The sequence below is a fragment of the Achromobacter sp. MUI-25009338 genome (assembly GCF_057359325.1).
The window spans coordinates 4258938-4275030 of record NZ_CM170627.1 but is presented as its reverse complement, the minus strand read 5'-3'; the positions used below and the strand labels follow the sequence as shown (position 1 = coordinate 4275030).

The following is a 16093-nucleotide window of genomic DNA, read 5'->3' as shown; positions in this document are numbered from 1 at the left end:
CCGATGGGTTACGCGCGCTCGATGGTTGAGTTCTTGCCCAAGAACTCTCGCGCTGCACCCATCCTACCCCCGCACCTGCCGCACGATCCGCCGATACCAGAAGTGCAGCAGCGCCGCCGACAGCCCCAGGCCGGCCATGGCCATGAGCCACATGCTGCCGGCGCCCTGGGGCGAACCGGGCACCAGCACGGCGCGGATGCCGTCCAGGCCGCCGCGGCCCGGACCGAAACCGAACCACCAGCCGCCGGCCAGGCCCACGCCGGCCAGCGCGACCGTCTGCAGGATCAGCGGCACCACCGCCACCTTGTAGGCGCGCAGCAGGTACGAGTTGATGCATTGCATCGAGTCGAACAGGTGGAATAGCGGCAGCACGGCAAGCAGGGTGGTGGCGACGGCGGCCACGCCGGCATTGTCGGTGTAGGCCGCCAGGATCAGCGGACGACCGGCCAGCAGCACGGCGGCGGTCAGCAGCGCGCCCAGCAGGCCCAGCGCCAGGCCGGCCATGCCGGTGCGGTGCGCGTGCTCCAGATTGCCGGCGCCGATGGCCTGGGCCGTCAGCGCGGCGGTGGCCACGCCCAGCGCCATGGGCATCATGTAGCACAGCGCGGCCAGGTTCGACATGATCTGGTGGCCGCCGGTCACGAAAGTGCCTTCGCGCGCCACCAGCAGGGCCATGAAGGTGAAGGCCGAGACCTCGACCAGATACGACCCGCCCATCGGCAGGCCCAGGCGCAGCAGCTCCTTGAGCGTCTTCCAGTCGGGCCTGCCCACGCGCAGCTGGAAGCGCCGGTAATAGCGGTCGTGGGTGATGACCCACAGCCCCAGGCCCAGGCTGATCCAGGAAACCAGCGCCGTCGCCAGCCCGGCCCCGGCCGCGCCCATGGCCGGCAGCCCCAGGTTGCCGTAGATCAGCAGCCAGTTGAAAAAGGCCTTGAAGCCGATGGCGGTCAGGTTGATCGCCATGACCAGCTTGGGGCGCGAGACCGCCGTGCCCAGCGCGTAGATCGTGCGGAACACCAGCGCGGCGGGCAGGGCCAATACCAGCGCCCGGAGATAGGCGGCGATGCGCTCGCGCACCGCCGGATCGACGTCGCCCGACAGGGACAGCCACATGTCCGGGAACAGCATCAGCGCGGCGCCGGCCACGGACAGGCCCAGCGCCAGCCACACGCCCTGGCCCCAGCTGCGGCCGACTTCGGCGTTCTGGCCGGCGCCGAAATGCTGCGCCAGGATGGGGATGAGCGCATGCACGACGCCCATCAGCCCGACGAAGATGGTGATGTAGATGGACGCGGACAAGGCCATGGCCGCCAGGTCGCTGGCGCTGGAATGGCCCGTCATGGCCGTGTCCAGCACCCCGAAGGAGATGCCGGCCCATTGGCTGACCAGCACCGGCCAGGCCTGCCTGGCGATGCCGCGCAGGGTGGCGCCGAAAGTCATCGGCGCGGCGGTCGGCGGCGTCATCGGTTCGAACCGATGCGCAGCAGGCGGAACACCTCCTGGCGGTCCGCGCGCCGGCCGCCCTGCCACAGCACGTCGGCGCCCTCGCTATAGGCGGCGGTGTTGTCCCGCAGGCTCTGGTTGTTGGTCTGCTGCAGGATCACCGTGCACTTGGCGTCGAAAGTGAAGGTGAGGTTGTTGAAGATCAGGAACGAGGCGCGCTGGCCGCTGCCCAGGCTCAGCCCGCGCACGCATTCGCCGGGGCGCAGGTTCTGCTCCAGCGCCTGGGCCAGCTGGCCGGAGACGGTGCGGTAGCTGCGCGCGTAGTCCACCGCCGGCTGCCACAGCAGCACCAGCAGGATCCAGGTCACGGTCAGCCCGCCGGCCGACAGCACGGTGCCGCGCCACAGCGCCTGCGGCTTGACGCGCAGGCGCCACACCACCAGCGCGATCCAGGCCAGCGTGAACGCCACGCCCAGCGCGAAGGCGATCCAGGAGATGACCGGCTCGTAGCCGGTGGTCTGGCGGGCGATGTTGCGCGAGATCTGCGCGGGCCAGTGGAAGTGCAGGGCGACCCAGCCCAGCCAGACGGTGGCCGCGGTCAGCGAAAAGCACATCACGGCGAACCAGTCCAGCGTGTTGACCACGCCGCGGCGCAGCGTCGGCAGCGAAAACGCGCCCAGCACCGCGCAGGGGACGGCGAGCAGCACGTATTCGGAGTCGGTGGCCTCTTCCAGGCCGAACAGCACCAGCGTCGCGCAGGCCAGCAGCGTCAGCGGCAGCCAGATGTGCGGCGCGTAGATCCACGAACGCCAGCGCCAGATCGCCACCAGGGCCAGCGGCCAGGTCGGCCACAGATACCAGGGCAGGTCGCGCAGCGTGCGGCCGATGTCGTGCCAGGACGGCGGCGCGAAGGACGCCAGGTTCCAGGTCTTCCAGTTGCGGATCCAGTATTCGCTGCCCTGGCTGGCCGGAATCCACCAGGCCAGGATCAGCACGGCGGTCACCAGCGCCGCCCAGGGCAGCCAGCGCCGGCTTTGCCACAGCAGGCTGCGCGGGTAGAAGGCCAGCAGCGCGCCGATCATGATAGGGACCGCGCCCACCCAGCCGCGGGTCAGGAAGCTGGCGGCCAGCGCGAAGCCCAGCGTGGTGCAGCCCGTGAAAGGACGGTCCACGCTGCGCGCCAGCGAATAGAAGGCCAGCGCCTGCCAGGCCATGATGGCCGGCACCACGGTGGTTTCGTGGGTACGCTGCAGAATGCCCACCGTGGCCAGCAACAGCAGCAGGGCGGCGTCGGCCAGCATGCGGCCGTAGTCGCGCGGCTCGGGTTCGCCGCCGAAGGGCAGCGCCAGCGGCTGGGCTTCGGCGCGCCGGCCGAGCAGATAGGTGCCGTACCACACGCTGGTGGTGGTGATGGCGAACCACAGCAGGTTGGGCAGGCGGCCGGCCGTGATGTCGCCGATGAACGGGCCGAACAGCCAGATGCAGATCGCGCCCACCCAGGTGATCAGCGGACCTTCCTCGGCGTGGGCCAGCAGCCCCACCTGCGGCAGCAGCCAGGTCAGCCCGCCCTCGCGGATCGCCGTGATCATGGTCGCCAGTCCGACCGCATCGTCCGTTTTCCAGGGGTCGCGCATGAACAGGCCGGCCACGATATAGGCCAGCAGCAGCCCCAGCAGGATCAGGCGGGGCAATTTCGCGGTGGCCACGGACGTCAGCCGGGCCGGGGTGGAAAGGGAGATTGGGGACACGGGCGTTAATGTAACCGAGTGGTCGGGTTGCGCTAGCCCCCCAGCAGAAGAATAGGTCGCTAGGGAGGAAAAAAAAGCAGCCCGAAGGCTGCCTTTTTGCTGTGGCTCCTGCGGGAGCGACAGGATCAGGAAGCGGACTTGACCGTGCCGGCCGTACGGGCGAAGCGGGCGCGGAACTTTTCCACGCGGCCGGTTTCGACGATGCGGGTCTGGGCGCCCGTGTAGAACGGGTGCGATTCGGAGGTCACGTCGCACTTGAAGAGCGGGTACGTCTTGCCGTCGAGCTCGATGGTTTCGCGCGTTTGCACGGTCGAACGGGTGATGAACTTGCTGCCCGTTTGCAGGTCGGCGAAGACGACTTCGCGGTATTCGGGGTGAATGCCTTCTTTCATGGTGCTTTCCTAGGGCTCGTTCGAGCCTCTCTCGGTTGTTAGGGTCGCCAGCCGGGGGCCATAGAGGCATGTATCCTCTTCCTTACCCAGCAACGTATCCAAAAAGTAACCCTGAATTCTAGCATGGAGATTCCGGCCCGGCCAAGGGGCGAAGGCAAGGCGGGGCCGAATCGCCGTCAGAGATCGGTGCGCAGCTTCCAGATTTCCGGGAACAGCACCACTTCCAGCATGCGCCGCAGATAGGCCACGCCCGAGGTGCCGCCGGTTCCGCGCTTGAAGCCGATGACGCGCTCGACCGTGGTGACGTGGCGGAATCGCCACAGCCGGAAGGCGTCTTCCAGGTCGGTGAGCTTTTCGCCCAGCTGATACAGGTCCCAGTAGCGCTCGGGCTGGCGGTAGACCTCCAGCCAGGCCGCCTCGACCCCGGCCGAGGCCTGGTAGGGCTGGGTCCAGTCGCGTTCGAGATGGTCGGCCGGCACGTCCAGGCCCTGGCGCGCCAGCAGCCGTAGGGCTTCGTCGTACAGCGAGGGGGCCTCGTAGGCGCTCTGCACCTGGGCCAGCAGGTCGGCGCGGTGTTCGTGCGGCTTGAGCATGGCGGCGTTCTTGTTGCCCAGCAGGAATTCGATCTGCCGGTACTGGTAGCTCTGGAATCCGCTGGAGCGGGCCAGGTAGGGGCGCAGGGCGGAATATTCGGGCGGGGTCATGGTCGCCAGCACGTCCCAGGCGTGGACCAGCTGTTCCATGATCTTGCTGACCCGGGCCAGCATCTTGAAGGCCGGCGGCAGGCGGTCGGCCGCCACGTTGGCGATGGCGCCGCGCAGCTCGTGCAGCATCAGCTTCATCCACAGCTCGCTGGTCTGGTGCTGGATGATGAAGAGCATCTCATTGTGCTCGGGCGACAGCGGGTGCTGCGCGCCCAGCAGGGCGTCCAGGTGCAGGTAGTCGCCGTAGGTCATGTCGCGCGCGAAGTCCAGCTGCGCTTTTTCCTCGCGGACGATGTCTTCGGGGCGTTGGGTGTCGGTCATGGGGGCTTCCTGAATCGCGGCGGCGGGATGTCGTCCCGCCGCCCTGAAGTTCGGACCGGCCCGGGCCCTGGCGGCAGGGCCTACAGTTCGCGCAGGACCGCGCGGACCGGGCTGGCGTCAGCCTGGACCAGCGCCAACGGCAGCGCGATCAGCTCGTAATCGCCTTCCGGCACGGCATCGAGCACCAGGTTTTCCAATACCCGCATGTCGTGCCGCAAGATCGCGTGGTGGCTGTCCAGGGTCTTGCTGGAGGCGGGGTCGATGCTGGCTGTGTCCAGCCCGATCAGCATGACGCCGCGCTCGGCCAGCCATTCGATGGTCTGGGGCGCGTAGGCGGAGAAATCGTCGGTCCACCAGTCTTGCGCGGCATGCTTGGCGGTGCGCACCAGCACGCGCGGCGGCAGGTTCAGCGCGGCGTGGGCGATGTGCTCGACCGTGATCAGCGGCCCGCAGTCGATGGCGTGGATGACGCGGCACGGGCCCAGGAAGGGTTCCAGCGGGACGGCGCCGATGGCGGCGGCGTCATTCTGGTAATGCAGCGGCGCGTCGGCATGGGCGCCGATGTGCGGCGACAGCGTGATCTCGCTGACATTGACCGGACAGCCGGGCGCAAGCGACCACTTCCATTGCTGGCGGTAGGGCGTGTCGCCGGGAAAGACCGGCGAAGCGGCGGAGACGGGCGGGGAAATATCCCACAGGCGCTTCATGTCGGGCGTAGAGACTGGAATTACGTTAAGCCTAAAGCAATCGCGGGCGGTAGTCTAACGAATTCCGGCGCGCCGCGCAGCGCTCAGAGGCAGCCCCGTTCCGCCAGGGAAACCACCGTGTCGCCGGCCACGATCAGGTGGTCGACCAGCTTGATGTCGACCAGCGCCAGCGCCTGCTTCAGGTGGCGGGTGAAGCCCTGGTCGGCGGCGCTGGGCTCGGCCATGCCGGAAGGGTGGTTGTGGGCGACGATGAGGGCGGCCGCATGGTGGCGCAGGGCCTCGCGCACGACTTCGCGCGGGTAGACGGAAGCCTGCGACAGCGTGCCGCGCGCCAGCTCGCCGGTGGCGATCAGGCGCAGCTGGTTGTCCAGGTAGAGCGCGATGCAGTGCTCCACCCGGCGATGGCTCAGCGCCAGCTTGCAATATTGTTTCACTTGCAGGGGACGGTTCAGGCTGTCGGCCTGGGGCAGGCCTTCTTCGACGGCGCGGCGCGCCAGCTCCAGCAGGGCGGCCAGCATGCAGGCCTTGGCCGAGCCCAGGCCGGGGACCGCCATCAGCTCCTCGGGCGCGGCGCCCAGCAGACCCCGCAGGCCGCCGAATTGCTGCAACAGGCGGTTGCCCAGGGTCGTGACGTGCACCCCGGGCAGGCCCGTGCGCAGGGCGATGGCGAGCAGTTCCGCGTCCTGCAGCGCGCAGGCGCCGTGGCGCAGCAGGCGCTCGCGGGGGCGCTCGTGTTTGGGCATCTGGACGGACAATTTCATAAGAGGCTCTAAAATCAAGGTTGATTCAATTGCCTATACGGTGGCAGATCGTGAGTACCGCCTCTAATGAAGTGAACGTTTTGGTCCGTCCGGATTCCTACCTGACGCTGCACTACCGGATTACGCTGGCGTCCGGCCCGGGCAAGGATTCGGTGTTCGCCGATACCTTCGACGGCCGCCCCGGCACCCTGCAGATGGGCAGCGGCCAATGGGCGCCCGGCCTGGAGGCGGCGCTGGTCGGCCATGCCGAAGGCGAGCGCTTCAGCGTCACGGTCGCGCCGGCCGACGCCTACGGCGAACGCAACCCCGAACTGATCCAGCGCGTCACGCGCGCGATGCTGGCCGAGCACGCCGGCGCCGACGCCACGTTCGAGCCGGGCGACCTGGTCGAGTTCTCCGCGCCCAACGGCGCGCGCTACTCGGGCATCCTCAAGGAAATCAACGACGAAACCGCGCTGTTCGATTTCAACCACCCGCTCGCCGGCGTCAGCCTGCGGGTCGACGTGGCGCTGCTGGGGATACTCTGATGAGCCAGGCCGTCACCGCTCCCGGCGCCGAGGTCCTGCTGGCGCAGCCGCGCGGCTTCTGTGCCGGCGTGGACCGCGCCATCGACATCGTCGAACGCGCGCTCGAACTGCATGGCGCGCCCATTTACGTGCGCCACGAAATCGTCCACAACCGCTACGTGGTGGAAGACCTGCGCGCCAAGGGCGCGGTCTTCATCGACGAACTGGAGGACGCGCCCGCCGGCTCCATCGTGGTGTTTTCCGCCCACGGCGTGTCCAAGGCGGTTCGCGTGCAAGCGCAGGAACGAGGCCTGCAGGTCTTCGACGCCACCTGCCCGCTGGTCACCAAGGTCCACATCGAAGTGGCGCGCATGCGCGCGGCCGGCCGCGAGATCATCATGATCGGCCACAAGGGCCACCCGGAGGTCGAGGGCACGCTGGGCCAGGCCCAGGGCGGCATGTACCTGGTCGAGACCGTGGAAGACGTCGCCGGCCTGCAGGTGCAGGACCCCGAGAACCTGGCCTACGTCACCCAGACCACGCTGTCGGTCGACGACGCCGCGGCGGTGTCGCAGGCCCTGAAGGCGCGCTTTCCCAACATCGCCGAACCCAAGAAAAGCGATATCTGCTACGCCACCCAGAACCGCCAGGACGCGGTCAAGGTGATGGCGCCGGAATGCGACCTGGTGCTGGTGGTGGGCAGCCCCAACAGCTCCAACTCGAACCGTCTGCGCGAGGTGGCCGAACGCAAGGGCGTGGCCTCCTACCTGATCGACGGAGCGCAGTCCATCGACCCGGCCTGGCTGGCCGGGCGCACCCGGGTGGGCGTGACCGCCGGCGCCTCGGCGCCCGAGATCCTGGTGCAGCAAGTGATCGAGCGCGTCAAGGAACTGGGCGCGGTGTCGGTGCGCACCATGGCGGGGCTGGAAGAAAACGTGGCGTTCCCGCTGCCCAAGGGCCTGTCGCGCAAGTCGGCGCAGACGGAATCGCTGGAATAGGCCCGGACAAGAAAACCAAGGAGACTTCATGCAGTTGTACAGCTACTTTCGCAGTTCGGCCGCCTACCGCGTGCGCATCGCCCTGAATCTGAAGGGCCTGTCCTACGAGTACCTGCCGGTGCACATGCTCAAGGACGGCGGCCAGCAGCTGACGCCCGAATACCGCAAGGTGAATCCCACGGCGCTGGTGCCCACGCTGGTCGACGGCGACGCCGTCATCGGCCAGTCCCTGGCCATCATCGAATACCTCGACGAAACGCATCCCGAGCCGCCGCTGCTGCCGGCCGACGCGCTGGGCCGCGCGCGCGTGCGGGACCTGGCGTTGGGCATCGCCTGCGACACCCATCCGCTGAACAACCTGCGCGTGCTGAAGTACCTGAAGCACACGCTGGGCGTGGACGAGGACGCCAAGAACGCCTGGTACCGCCACTGGGTGCAGCAGGGCCTGGGCGCCCTGGAGGCGCAGCTGGCGGCGTCCAGCACCACCGGCCGCTTCTGCCACGGCGACACGCCGACCATCGCCGACCTGTGCCTGGTGCCCCAGGTCTTCAATGCGCAGCGCTTCGGCTGCGACCTGTCGGCCATGCCGAACGTGCTGCGCATCGACGCCGCCTGCCGCGAACTGCCGGCCTTCGACGCGGCCGCGCCGGGCAAGCAGCCCGACGCGGAGTAATCCGGCCGCGGGCACGCGCCCGTCAGCCGACCTGCACCGGCACGAAGATCTTGTCCTCGCCGCGCTGCACCAGCAGCGCGACCGTCTTGCCGGCCTTGGACAAGGCTTCCCGCACCTGCCCGACGCTGTGCACGGGCACGCCGTTCAAGGACAGCAGCACATCGCCGGGCTCGATGCCGGCGCGCGCGGCCGGCCCCACCGAACGCTCGATCAGCAGGCCCTCGGCGCCCGCCGCCTGCTGTTCCTGCGGGCTCAGCGGCCGCAGCGCCAGGCCGAGCTGGCCGCGCTGCACGTCCTGGTCGCCCGCCGACGCCTGGGTCTTGTCGGTCGGAACGCTGCCCAGCGTGGCGGTCAGCTGCTTGTGCGCGCCGTTGCGCCAGATGTCCAGCTTGATCTTCTCTCCCGGCGAGGCCAGCGTGATGGTCGAGGCCAGGTCGCCCGACGACAGGATGGTCTTGCCGTCGATCTCGCGCACCACGTCGCCGGGCTGCAGACCCGCCTTGGCCGCGGCGCTGCCTTTCTCCACGCTGGACACCAGCGCGCCCGAGGGCGTATCCAGCTTGAAGGAATCGGCCAGGTCCTGATTCACTTCCTGCACCGTCACGCCGAGCCTGGCGTGCTGCACCTTGCCGTGCTCCAGGATCTGATCCTTGATCTTGTAGGCCACGTCGATCGGGATCGAGAACGACAGGCCCTGGAAGCCGCCGGTGCGGCTGTAGATCTGGGAGTTGATGCCCACCACTTCGCCGCGGTCATTGAACAGCGGGCCGCCGGAGTTGCCCGGGTTGACGGCCACGTCGGTCTGGATGAACGGCACCGAGGTGTCGTCGGGCAGCGAGCGGCCCTTGGCGCTGACGATGCCCGCGGTGGCGGTGTTCTCCAGGCCGTAGGGCGAGCCGATGGCCAGCACCCATTCGCCGACCTGCAGCTGGTTGACGTCGCCCACCTTGACGGTAGGCAGGTTCCTGGCGTCGATCTTCAGCACCGCCACGTCGGTCTGCGGGTCCGAGCCCAGCACCTTGGCCTTGTATTCGCGCCGGTCGGTCAGCTTCACCGTGACTTCCTTGGCGTCCTGAACCACGTGCGCATTGGTCAGGATGATGCCGTCGGCGCTGACGATGAAACCGGAACCCTCGCCGCGCATGGGCACCTCGCGCGACGGCATCTGGCCGCGCGCGCCGGGGAACTGGCCGAAGAACTGGGCGAACGGGTCGCCATCGCCCAGGGACACCTTGCGGGTGCCGCTGACGCTGATGTTGACCACGGCCGGCCCGTAGTCGCGCGTGATCTGCGCGAAGTTGGGCGGGGTGGACGGATTGATCGCCTGCAAGGGGGCGGATACGGCCGGCGCGCCGGCCGCCATCGAAACGCCGCCGATGACGGCGGTGGCGCCGGCGCCGCCGATGGCGCCTGCGGCCAGCAGCGCCATCACCAGGCGCGAGGGCTTCATTTGGGAGGTCTTCATGTCGGCTCCTGCGTTCATGTTGAAGGACATGGCGCTATCTTCGGGCCCGACACTTAGGGGAATCTTAAATCCGGCCATCCGCGGCGCATCAGGCCGGGAACACCACCTTCACGCGCAGGCCCTGGCCGGACGGCGCGTCCTGCAGCGCGATCGTGGCGCCGTGGCGGGCGGCGATGGCGCGCGCGATGGCCAGTCCCAGGCCGCTGCCGGGTTCGGCGTTGCCTTCCACGCGGTAGAAGCGGTCGAACACGCGCTCGCGTTCGGCCGGCGCGATGCCCGGCCCCTCGTCGTCGATCAGCAGTATGGCCTGGCCGGGCGCCTGCTCCAGCCGCAGGCGCACGCGCTTGCCGGCCGGCGTGTACTTGACCGCGTTGTCCAGCAGGTTGCGCGCCAGCAGCGCCAGCGCATCCCGGTGGCCCTGCACCCAAAGTTGCGGCGCGCCGTCCAGCTCCACGTCGATCGACTTCGCATTGGCCAGCGGCAGGGTTTCGGACAAGGCCTGGCGCAGCACGTCGGCCAGGTCCACGGCCTCGGCCGGCGCCTGCTCGGCCGCGCCTTCGTGCCGCGCCATCGACAGCAGCTGTTCCACCAGGCGCGTGGCGCGGTCGATGCCGGCGGCCAGGCGCTGCTCGGCCAGCCGGCGGGCGTCCGCGTCGCCGGCACGCTGCAAGGCCTGCAGCTGCAGGCGCAGCGCCGCCAGCGGCGAGCGCAGCTCGTGCGCGGCGTCGCCCACGAACTGCTTCTGCTGCGCGAAGGCGCCGCGCATGCGTTCCAGCAGCAGGTTCAGCTCCTGCACCAGCGGCCGGATCTCGTCGGGCAGGCCCTGCACGCTGACCGCCGAGAGATCCTCCGGCTGGCGCGCCGCCACCTGGGCCCGCGCGCGCTTGACCGGCCGCAGCGACCAGCTCACCACGCACCATACGATCAGCATCAGCAGCGGCGCGGCCGCCGCGATAGGTGCCACCGTGCGCAGCGCCAGCGCCCGCGCCATGTCCCGGCGCACTTCCATGTCCTGCGCGACCTGGATGACCTGGAACGGCGTGGCCAGCGAATACACGCGATAGGTGCTGCCTTCCATGCGGGCGTCGGAAAAGCCCAGCACGATCTGGTCGGGCAGCGGACGGCGCGAGCGCGAATTGAAGACCCGCACGCCGTCGGGCGTCCAGATCTGGATGATGAGATCGTCGGCCATGGGCGACGCCGCGCCGCGCGCCTGGTGCGGGCCGGTGCTGAGCAGTCCGTCGCCGGTGCCCAGCGACAGGGCGGTGCGCTGCAACAGCGAATCGAAGATGTCGTCGGCCTGCGCCAGCGTGCTGCGATAGGCGATCGCGCCCTGCACCAGCGCGCCGATCACGATGGCGGCCAGCAGAAAAAACAGCAGACGGGCCCGCAGCGAATAGCTAAGCGGAATGCTCATGTTTTGGGGATGACATAGCCGACGCCTCGGACGTTCTGGATCAGGTTGGAGCCCAGTTTCTTGCGCAGGCCATGAATATAAACCTCAACCGCGTTGCTGCTGATGCTGTCCTTCCAGCTGTAGAGTTTTTCTTCGAGCTGGGCGCGCGAGAAGATCATGCCGGGACGTGCGATCAGCGGCTCGAGCACCGCCCATTCGCGCGCCGTCAGCGCCACCGGCGCGCCGTCGACCATGGCGGCATGGGATTGCGGATCGATGGTCACGCCTTCGTGCTCGAAAACCGGTTCGGCCCGGCCCGCGCTGCGCCGGATCAGCGCGCGCATGCGGGCCAGCAGTTCGTCCACGTCATAGGGCTTGACGATGTAGTCGTCGGCGCCGGCGTCCAGCCCGGCGATGCGGTCGCTGACCGCGTCGCGGGCGGTGGCGATCAGCACCGGCGTGCGGTCCTTGCGCGCGCGCAGCTCGCGCAGCAGCGCCAGCCCGTCGCGCTTGGGCAGGCCCAGGTCCAGCAGGATCAGGTCGTAGGTGTCGGTGTGCAGCGCCAGGTCGGCGGCATTGCCGTCCTTGACCCAGTCGACGGCATAGCGCTCGGCGCGCAGGAAGTCCAGCACGCTCTCGCCGATCATGAGGTCGTCTTCGACTAGCAGGATGCGCATGGCGGTGTCCGCGGTTATGGTCCGAAAAGTTGGACGCCGCGGGGAGGGCGGGAGTTCCCTTCGTGGCGTGGCTTGGTGGCGTTGTTCGGTTTAATGTTCGTACATAATGAGCCGCCTGATTCTTGTTGTCGCTCCGAAATATCAACAGCATTGGCCATGATTGCCGAATAATTTGGTTTTTCTGGCAGGTTTTCGCGTACTATGTACGTACCTAGTTTCAAATAAAGCTGGGATGCACGAAAAAACCAGGCGCCAGATGCGCCGATACGGAGGTGACAACATGGACTTTGCTGGACTGGCGTCGCGCCTGCTGCTGGCGGCATGCGCGCTGTGGGCGGGCGCGGCGGGCGCCCAATACCCGGAGAAGGCGGTGCGCATGCTGGTGGGGTTTCCCGCCGGACAGACCACCGACGTGATCGCGCGCATGCTGGCGCAGGAATTGACGAGCGACCTGGGGCAGACTTTTTTCGTCGAGAACAAACCCGGGGTGGGCGCGGGCCTGGCGGCCGAGGAAGTGGCGCGGTCGCGGCCCGACGGCTATACGCTGCTGGCCACTTCGAGCGGCCCGCTGGCGGTCAACGGCTGGATCTACAAGAACCTGCGCTACGACAGCCGGTCGGACTTCCAGCCGCTGGCGATGATAGGCATCTTTCCGCTGGTGCTGGTCGTCAACCCGGCCTCCCGCTTCAATAGCGTGGCCGACCTGGTCGAGTACGCCAGGCAGCATCCGGGGGCGGTCAACTATGCCTCTGGCGGCAATGGCGTGACCAATCACCTGGTGATGGAAATGTTCCAGCAGCGCGCCGGCGTGAAGCTCAACCATATTCCGTACAAGGGCGGCGTGGCGGCCATGACCGACGTGGTGGGCGGGCAGGTGGACGTGATGTTCGAAGTCGCCTCGATCGCCGAGCCGCTGGTGCGCAGCGGCAAGCTCAGGGCGCTGGCCGTGGCTAGCGAGCATCGCGTGGCGACGCTGGCGAACGTGCCGACCATCGCCGAGTCGGGGTACGCCGGATTCCGCGGCGACCCCTGGATAGGCGTGGTGGGCCCGAAGGATCTGCCGCAGCCCGTCGTCGACAAGCTGGCCGGGGAGATCGTACGCATCGCCCGCAAGCCGCAATGGACCAGGCGGATGGCGGAGCTGGGCGCGATTCCCCAGGTGATGGAGCCGGCGCAATTCGGCGCCTTCATCGGCGCCGAGGTCGAGCGCTGGGGCGAGGCGGTGAAAGCGGCCAACGCGAAAGCGGAATGAGGTCGTCCGGGCCGCGCCGCCGGCAGGCGGCGATACTGGTCTGCACGCTGGCGATCCAGGCCGTCGGCACGGCCGCCACGCTGGCGTTCGCCGTGCTGGCGCCGCTGATCCCCGGCGCGCGCACCGCCGAGGTGGGCCTGTTCCTGGCCCTGGTCTATGGCGGGGCGATGGTGGGCAGCGCGCTCAGCAGCGCCTTGATCGGACGGCTGGGCGCGGTGCGCGTGTCGCAGGCGGCGCTGCTGCTCCAGGGCGCGGGCCTGGCGCTGCTGACGGCCGACGCCGGACTCGCGCAGACCGGCGCCGCGCTGCTGTGCGGCCTGGGCTACGGCACCATCACGCCGGCCAGCTCCCATATTCTCGCGCGCACGACCGCGCCGCAGCGGATGTACACCGTGTTCTCGCTCAAGCAGACCGGCGTGCCGCTGGGCGGCATGCTGGGCGGGGCCATGCTGCCGGTGCTGGCGGCGTGGTCGTCGTGGCGCACGGCCCTGCTTCTGCTGGCCGGGCTGGCGCTGGCGGTCGCGCTGGCCAGCGGCTGGCTGCGCGCGCAGCTGGACGAGCCCGCGGCGCCGCGCACGGCCGGGATGGGGCAATGGCGGCAGCCCGTCGTCGAGGTATGGCGCAACGCGCAGCTGCGCGCCATGGCGGCCGTCTCCCTGCTGTTCTCGGCTTGCCAGCTTTCGGTCAGCGGCTACCTGATGGTGTTCCTGTTGCGCGAACTCCAGATGGGCGCGGCGCGCGCCGCGCTGATCTACGCCGTGTCCCAGGCGGCGGGCGTGCTGGGACGCATCGTATGGGGGCGGATCGCCGACCGCACGCGCGCTCCGCGCGGCGTGATGATGCTGATCGGCGTGCTGATGGCGCTTGCAGCCCTGGGGCTGGCCTTGCTGCCGGCGCATCCCGATCCGGTCGTGCTGGCAGTGCTGGCGGCTGTGCTGGGCGCGACCGCGATAGGCTGGAACGGCGTTTTTCTGGGCGAACTGGCGCGGCTGGCGCCCGCCGGCAAGGTGGCGTCGGTGACCGGCGGCGCGATGTTCTTTACCTATATCGGCGTGGTGCTCGGCCCGCCTGCGTTCGGCTATCTGGCCGAGCGCGCCAGCCTGGGCGCGGCCTATGGCGCGCTGGCCGCGCTGCCGCTGATCGCGCTGCTGCTGCTCGGCCTGCGCGGGCGCGGGCCGGCCGCCCGAGCCGGCTAGGAGGACAGGCCGGGTTTGAGGCCGCGCTTGAGCTGGAAGGCCACGGTCACCCGGTCGGCCGGATAGGTCGTGTCGGTGATTTCCAGGATTCTGCCGGTGGCGTCCTTGTAGTGCCGGATGAGCCGCAGGCCGGCGCTGCCCGCCTGCACGCCCAGGCGTTCGGCCAGCGGCGCATCGATCAGGGTTGCCGTGACCATCTGGCGGATTTCGTCGATGGCGACGGCATATTCGCGTTCGATCAGCGAGCTGATCAGGGTCTGCGGCTGGCGGCGGATGGTGTCGACCAGTCCGGCAAGCGAGGCGTCGATATAGATGTCGGCCTGCGCCACGGGCGTGCCGGCCTTCCTGGCGTCCTCGCGCGTGCCGCTCAGCAGGACCCACGCGCTGCCCACCGGCGCCTCCAGCCGCCGCGCCTTGTTCCGGTCCAGCGTGACGTGGCGCACGGCTTCGATGGCGCGCACCTCGGTGGCCGCGACGCGGACCAGGTCTTCGGGCGTGCCGAAGGACTGCACGAACGCGGTATCCGGATTGGCGCTTTCGACCAGTGTGCCCACCGCCTTCTTGCGCGAGATATAGCCCAGGTCTTCCAGCTTCTTCAGGGAGGCGCGCACCGTATGCCGGCTGACGCCGTACTGCTCGGCCAGTTCATGCTCGGTGGGCAGCAGGCTGCCCACCACGTGACGGCCTTCCTGGATGTCCCGCACCAGCGTGTTGGCCAGCTCCACGTATCGCGGTTGCGCGCCGGCGGATTCCTGCGGGGACTTCTTGCGGATGGCTGTCATGGACATGTCGGACGGGGGGGCATGGACTTGCGGCGTATTGTAAGGCGGCCCGTCCGGCCGCGCGGTTCAGTCGGCGAAGAATCGGCGCCGCGCCTCGTCCGGCAGCGGCATGCCGGTGATCTTCGCTTTTTGCAGGACTTCCCAGAAGTAGCGGTAGGTTGCGCGGTCGTGGAGTTCGCCGCGGTATTGGATGGGCCCCCAGTCCTTGTCCTGCGCGGCCAGCAGGATATTGGCGGCGTCCTCGACTTCGTCGAAATCGGGCTGCATGGCCTGCACGATGGGCTGGATCTGCACCGGATAGATGCTCCACATGCGCAGAAAGCCGAACTCCCGGCGCGCGCGGCCGGCGTCGTCGGCGATGACGGCGGGGTCCTTCAGATTGAGGCAGACGTTGTGGGACGGAACGACGCCATGGGCCAGCGCCGCGGCCGCCACCTCGGCCTTGGCCCGCACCAGCAGCGCGTGTTCGAACTGGCCCGGGCTGCGCATGGCGCTGGCCGCGATGGCGCCGTGGTGGCCGCTGACGAAATCCATGAGGCCGAAATCCAGCACCTCGACGCCGGGCAGGGCGGCGATCGCGAACGCGTCGCGCAGCGCGCCGTGGGTCTCCACCAGCACGTGCGCCGGTATCTGCCTGTCCAGTCCGGCCTTGTCCGCGGCCTCGCCGATATAGGCGATGACTTCGGCGGCCTGCTGCCAACTGGTGGCCTTGGGAATGGTGATGTACGCCAGGCGGCGGCCGGCCTGGCCCACGATGATGTCCACGTCCTGGCGCCAGGCCGGATGGGATGGATCGTGGATGCGCGCGCCGGCGCGGTCGTGGCGGTTGCGCGCCGAGTCGATCATGCGCGCCACCATTTCGGCGTGGCCGCGTTCCTGGCCCGCCGCCGCGCCGTCCTCGCAGTCGCAGGTGATGTCGAAGATGGGGCCGTAGTCGGCCTGCAGGTCCATGGCCTTGCCGATCAGCTTCTCGCTGCCGGCGAAATGTTCGCAGGCCGGCAGGATGGGGAAGGGCTTTTCGCCGCTGAAAAGCGCGTCGCGGGGATGGGAGGCGGTGGTCATGTGGGGGGCT

At 68.9% G+C, this 16093-nt stretch carries 16 protein-coding genes; 5 read left to right on the top strand and 11 right to left on the bottom strand.

All coding sequences use genetic code 11. The features are described 5' to 3' along the window. Positions 1–63: 63 nt before the first annotated feature. The 6 genes from AC1IQ6_RS20305 to radC all read right to left on the bottom strand — a co-directional run bounded on the left by AC1IQ6_RS20305 (position 64) and on the right by radC (position 6076). On the bottom strand, positions 64–1464 hold the full coding sequence (locus AC1IQ6_RS20305; protein WP_102774839.1) for an MATE family efflux transporter: 1401 nt from the start codon (positions 1462–1464) through the stop codon (positions 64–66). After that, on the bottom strand, positions 1461–3191 hold the full coding sequence (locus AC1IQ6_RS20300) for an ArnT family glycosyltransferase (RefSeq protein ID WP_102774838.1): 1731 nt from the start codon (positions 3189–3191) through the stop codon (positions 1461–1463). Before AC1IQ6_RS20300 ends, AC1IQ6_RS20305 begins: the two co-directional genes overlap by 4 nt. Positions 3192–3316: 125 nt before the next feature. Next, complete coding sequence (locus AC1IQ6_RS20295; protein WP_006388310.1) at positions 3317–3583, bottom strand: type B 50S ribosomal protein L31; 267 nt, start codon at positions 3581–3583, stop codon at positions 3317–3319. Between the two features lie 176 nt (positions 3584–3759). Then, positions 3760–4608: a tryptophan 2,3-dioxygenase gene (gene kynA / locus AC1IQ6_RS20290; protein WP_102774837.1), complete on the bottom strand. Its 849-nt coding sequence runs from the start codon at positions 4606–4608 to the stop codon at positions 3760–3762. 80 nt (positions 4609–4688) lie between these two features. Continuing rightward, positions 4689–5315, bottom strand: a complete 627-nt coding sequence (kynB, locus tag AC1IQ6_RS20285) for an arylformamidase (protein ID WP_102774836.1) — start codon at positions 5313–5315, stop codon at positions 4689–4691. Positions 5316–5398: 83 nt separating this feature from the next. Continuing rightward, positions 5399–6076 carry a RadC family protein gene (gene radC, locus AC1IQ6_RS20280; protein WP_111827307.1) on the bottom strand — a complete coding sequence of 226 codons (678 nt, stop codon included), beginning with the start codon at positions 6074–6076 and terminating at the stop codon, positions 5399–5401. Between the two features lie 50 nt (positions 6077–6126). Here radC and AC1IQ6_RS20275 point away from each other — a divergent pair, with 50 nt between their 5' ends. Genes AC1IQ6_RS20275 through maiA form a run of 3 tightly spaced genes read left to right on the top strand, consistent with a single transcriptional unit; the run spans position 6127 to position 8253 of the window. Further along, positions 6127–6603: an FKBP-type peptidyl-prolyl cis-trans isomerase gene (locus tag AC1IQ6_RS20275; protein ID WP_102774834.1), complete on the top strand. Its 477-nt coding sequence runs from the start codon at positions 6127–6129 to the stop codon at positions 6601–6603. Then, complete coding sequence (ispH, locus tag AC1IQ6_RS20270) at positions 6603–7580, top strand: 4-hydroxy-3-methylbut-2-enyl diphosphate reductase (protein WP_209165592.1); 978 nt, start codon at positions 6603–6605, stop codon at positions 7578–7580. The genes AC1IQ6_RS20275 and ispH overlap by 1 nt, the downstream gene beginning before the upstream one ends. Positions 7581–7608: 28 nt before the next feature. Further along, positions 7609–8253: a maleylacetoacetate isomerase gene (gene maiA / locus AC1IQ6_RS20265; RefSeq protein WP_485865220.1), complete on the top strand. Its 645-nt coding sequence runs from the start codon at positions 7609–7611 to the stop codon at positions 8251–8253. Between the two features lie 22 nt (positions 8254–8275). On the opposite strand, the gene AC1IQ6_RS20260 is transcribed toward maiA, so the two are convergent. The 3 genes from AC1IQ6_RS20260 to AC1IQ6_RS20250 form a co-directional block, all read right to left on the bottom strand. Beyond that, entirely contained in the window at positions 8276–9718 is a 1443-nt protein-coding gene (locus AC1IQ6_RS20260; RefSeq protein WP_111827310.1) for a DegQ family serine endoprotease, read from the bottom strand. Between the two features lie 88 nt (positions 9719–9806). Continuing rightward, positions 9807–11135, bottom strand: coding sequence for an ATP-binding protein (locus AC1IQ6_RS20255; RefSeq protein WP_111827311.1), 1329 nt, complete (start codon positions 11133–11135; stop codon positions 9807–9809). After that, positions 11132–11791, bottom strand: coding sequence for a response regulator (locus tag AC1IQ6_RS20250; RefSeq protein ID WP_111827312.1), 660 nt, complete (start codon positions 11789–11791; stop codon positions 11132–11134). Before AC1IQ6_RS20250 ends, AC1IQ6_RS20255 begins: the two co-directional genes overlap by 4 nt. Before the next feature lie 280 nt (positions 11792–12071). Here AC1IQ6_RS20250 and AC1IQ6_RS20245 point away from each other — a divergent pair, with 280 nt between their 5' ends. Both AC1IQ6_RS20245 and AC1IQ6_RS20240 read left to right on the top strand, forming a co-directional pair. Next, positions 12072–13043 carry a Bug family tripartite tricarboxylate transporter substrate binding protein gene (locus AC1IQ6_RS20245; protein ID WP_102774829.1) on the top strand — a complete coding sequence of 324 codons (972 nt, stop codon included), beginning with the start codon at positions 12072–12074 and terminating at the stop codon, positions 13041–13043. Next, the gene (locus AC1IQ6_RS20240) at positions 13040–14239 is read left to right on the top strand and encodes an MFS transporter (RefSeq protein WP_485865219.1); all 1200 of its coding nucleotides are present in this window, start codon (positions 13040–13042) and stop codon (positions 14237–14239) included. The genes AC1IQ6_RS20245 and AC1IQ6_RS20240 overlap by 4 nt, the downstream gene beginning before the upstream one ends. On the opposite strand, the gene AC1IQ6_RS20235 is transcribed toward AC1IQ6_RS20240, so the two are convergent. Continuing rightward, positions 14236–15021 (bottom strand): GntR family transcriptional regulator, encoded by a 786-nt coding sequence (locus tag AC1IQ6_RS20235; RefSeq protein WP_102774952.1) that lies wholly within the window; start codon positions 15019–15021, stop codon positions 14236–14238. The two genes, AC1IQ6_RS20240 and AC1IQ6_RS20235, sit on opposite strands and share 4 nt — an antisense overlap. 66 nt (positions 15022–15087) lie before the next feature. Further along, complete coding sequence (locus AC1IQ6_RS20230) at positions 15088–16083, bottom strand: HpcH/HpaI aldolase/citrate lyase family protein (RefSeq protein ID WP_485865218.1); 996 nt, start codon at positions 16081–16083, stop codon at positions 15088–15090. Positions 16084–16093 lie beyond the last annotated feature (10 nt).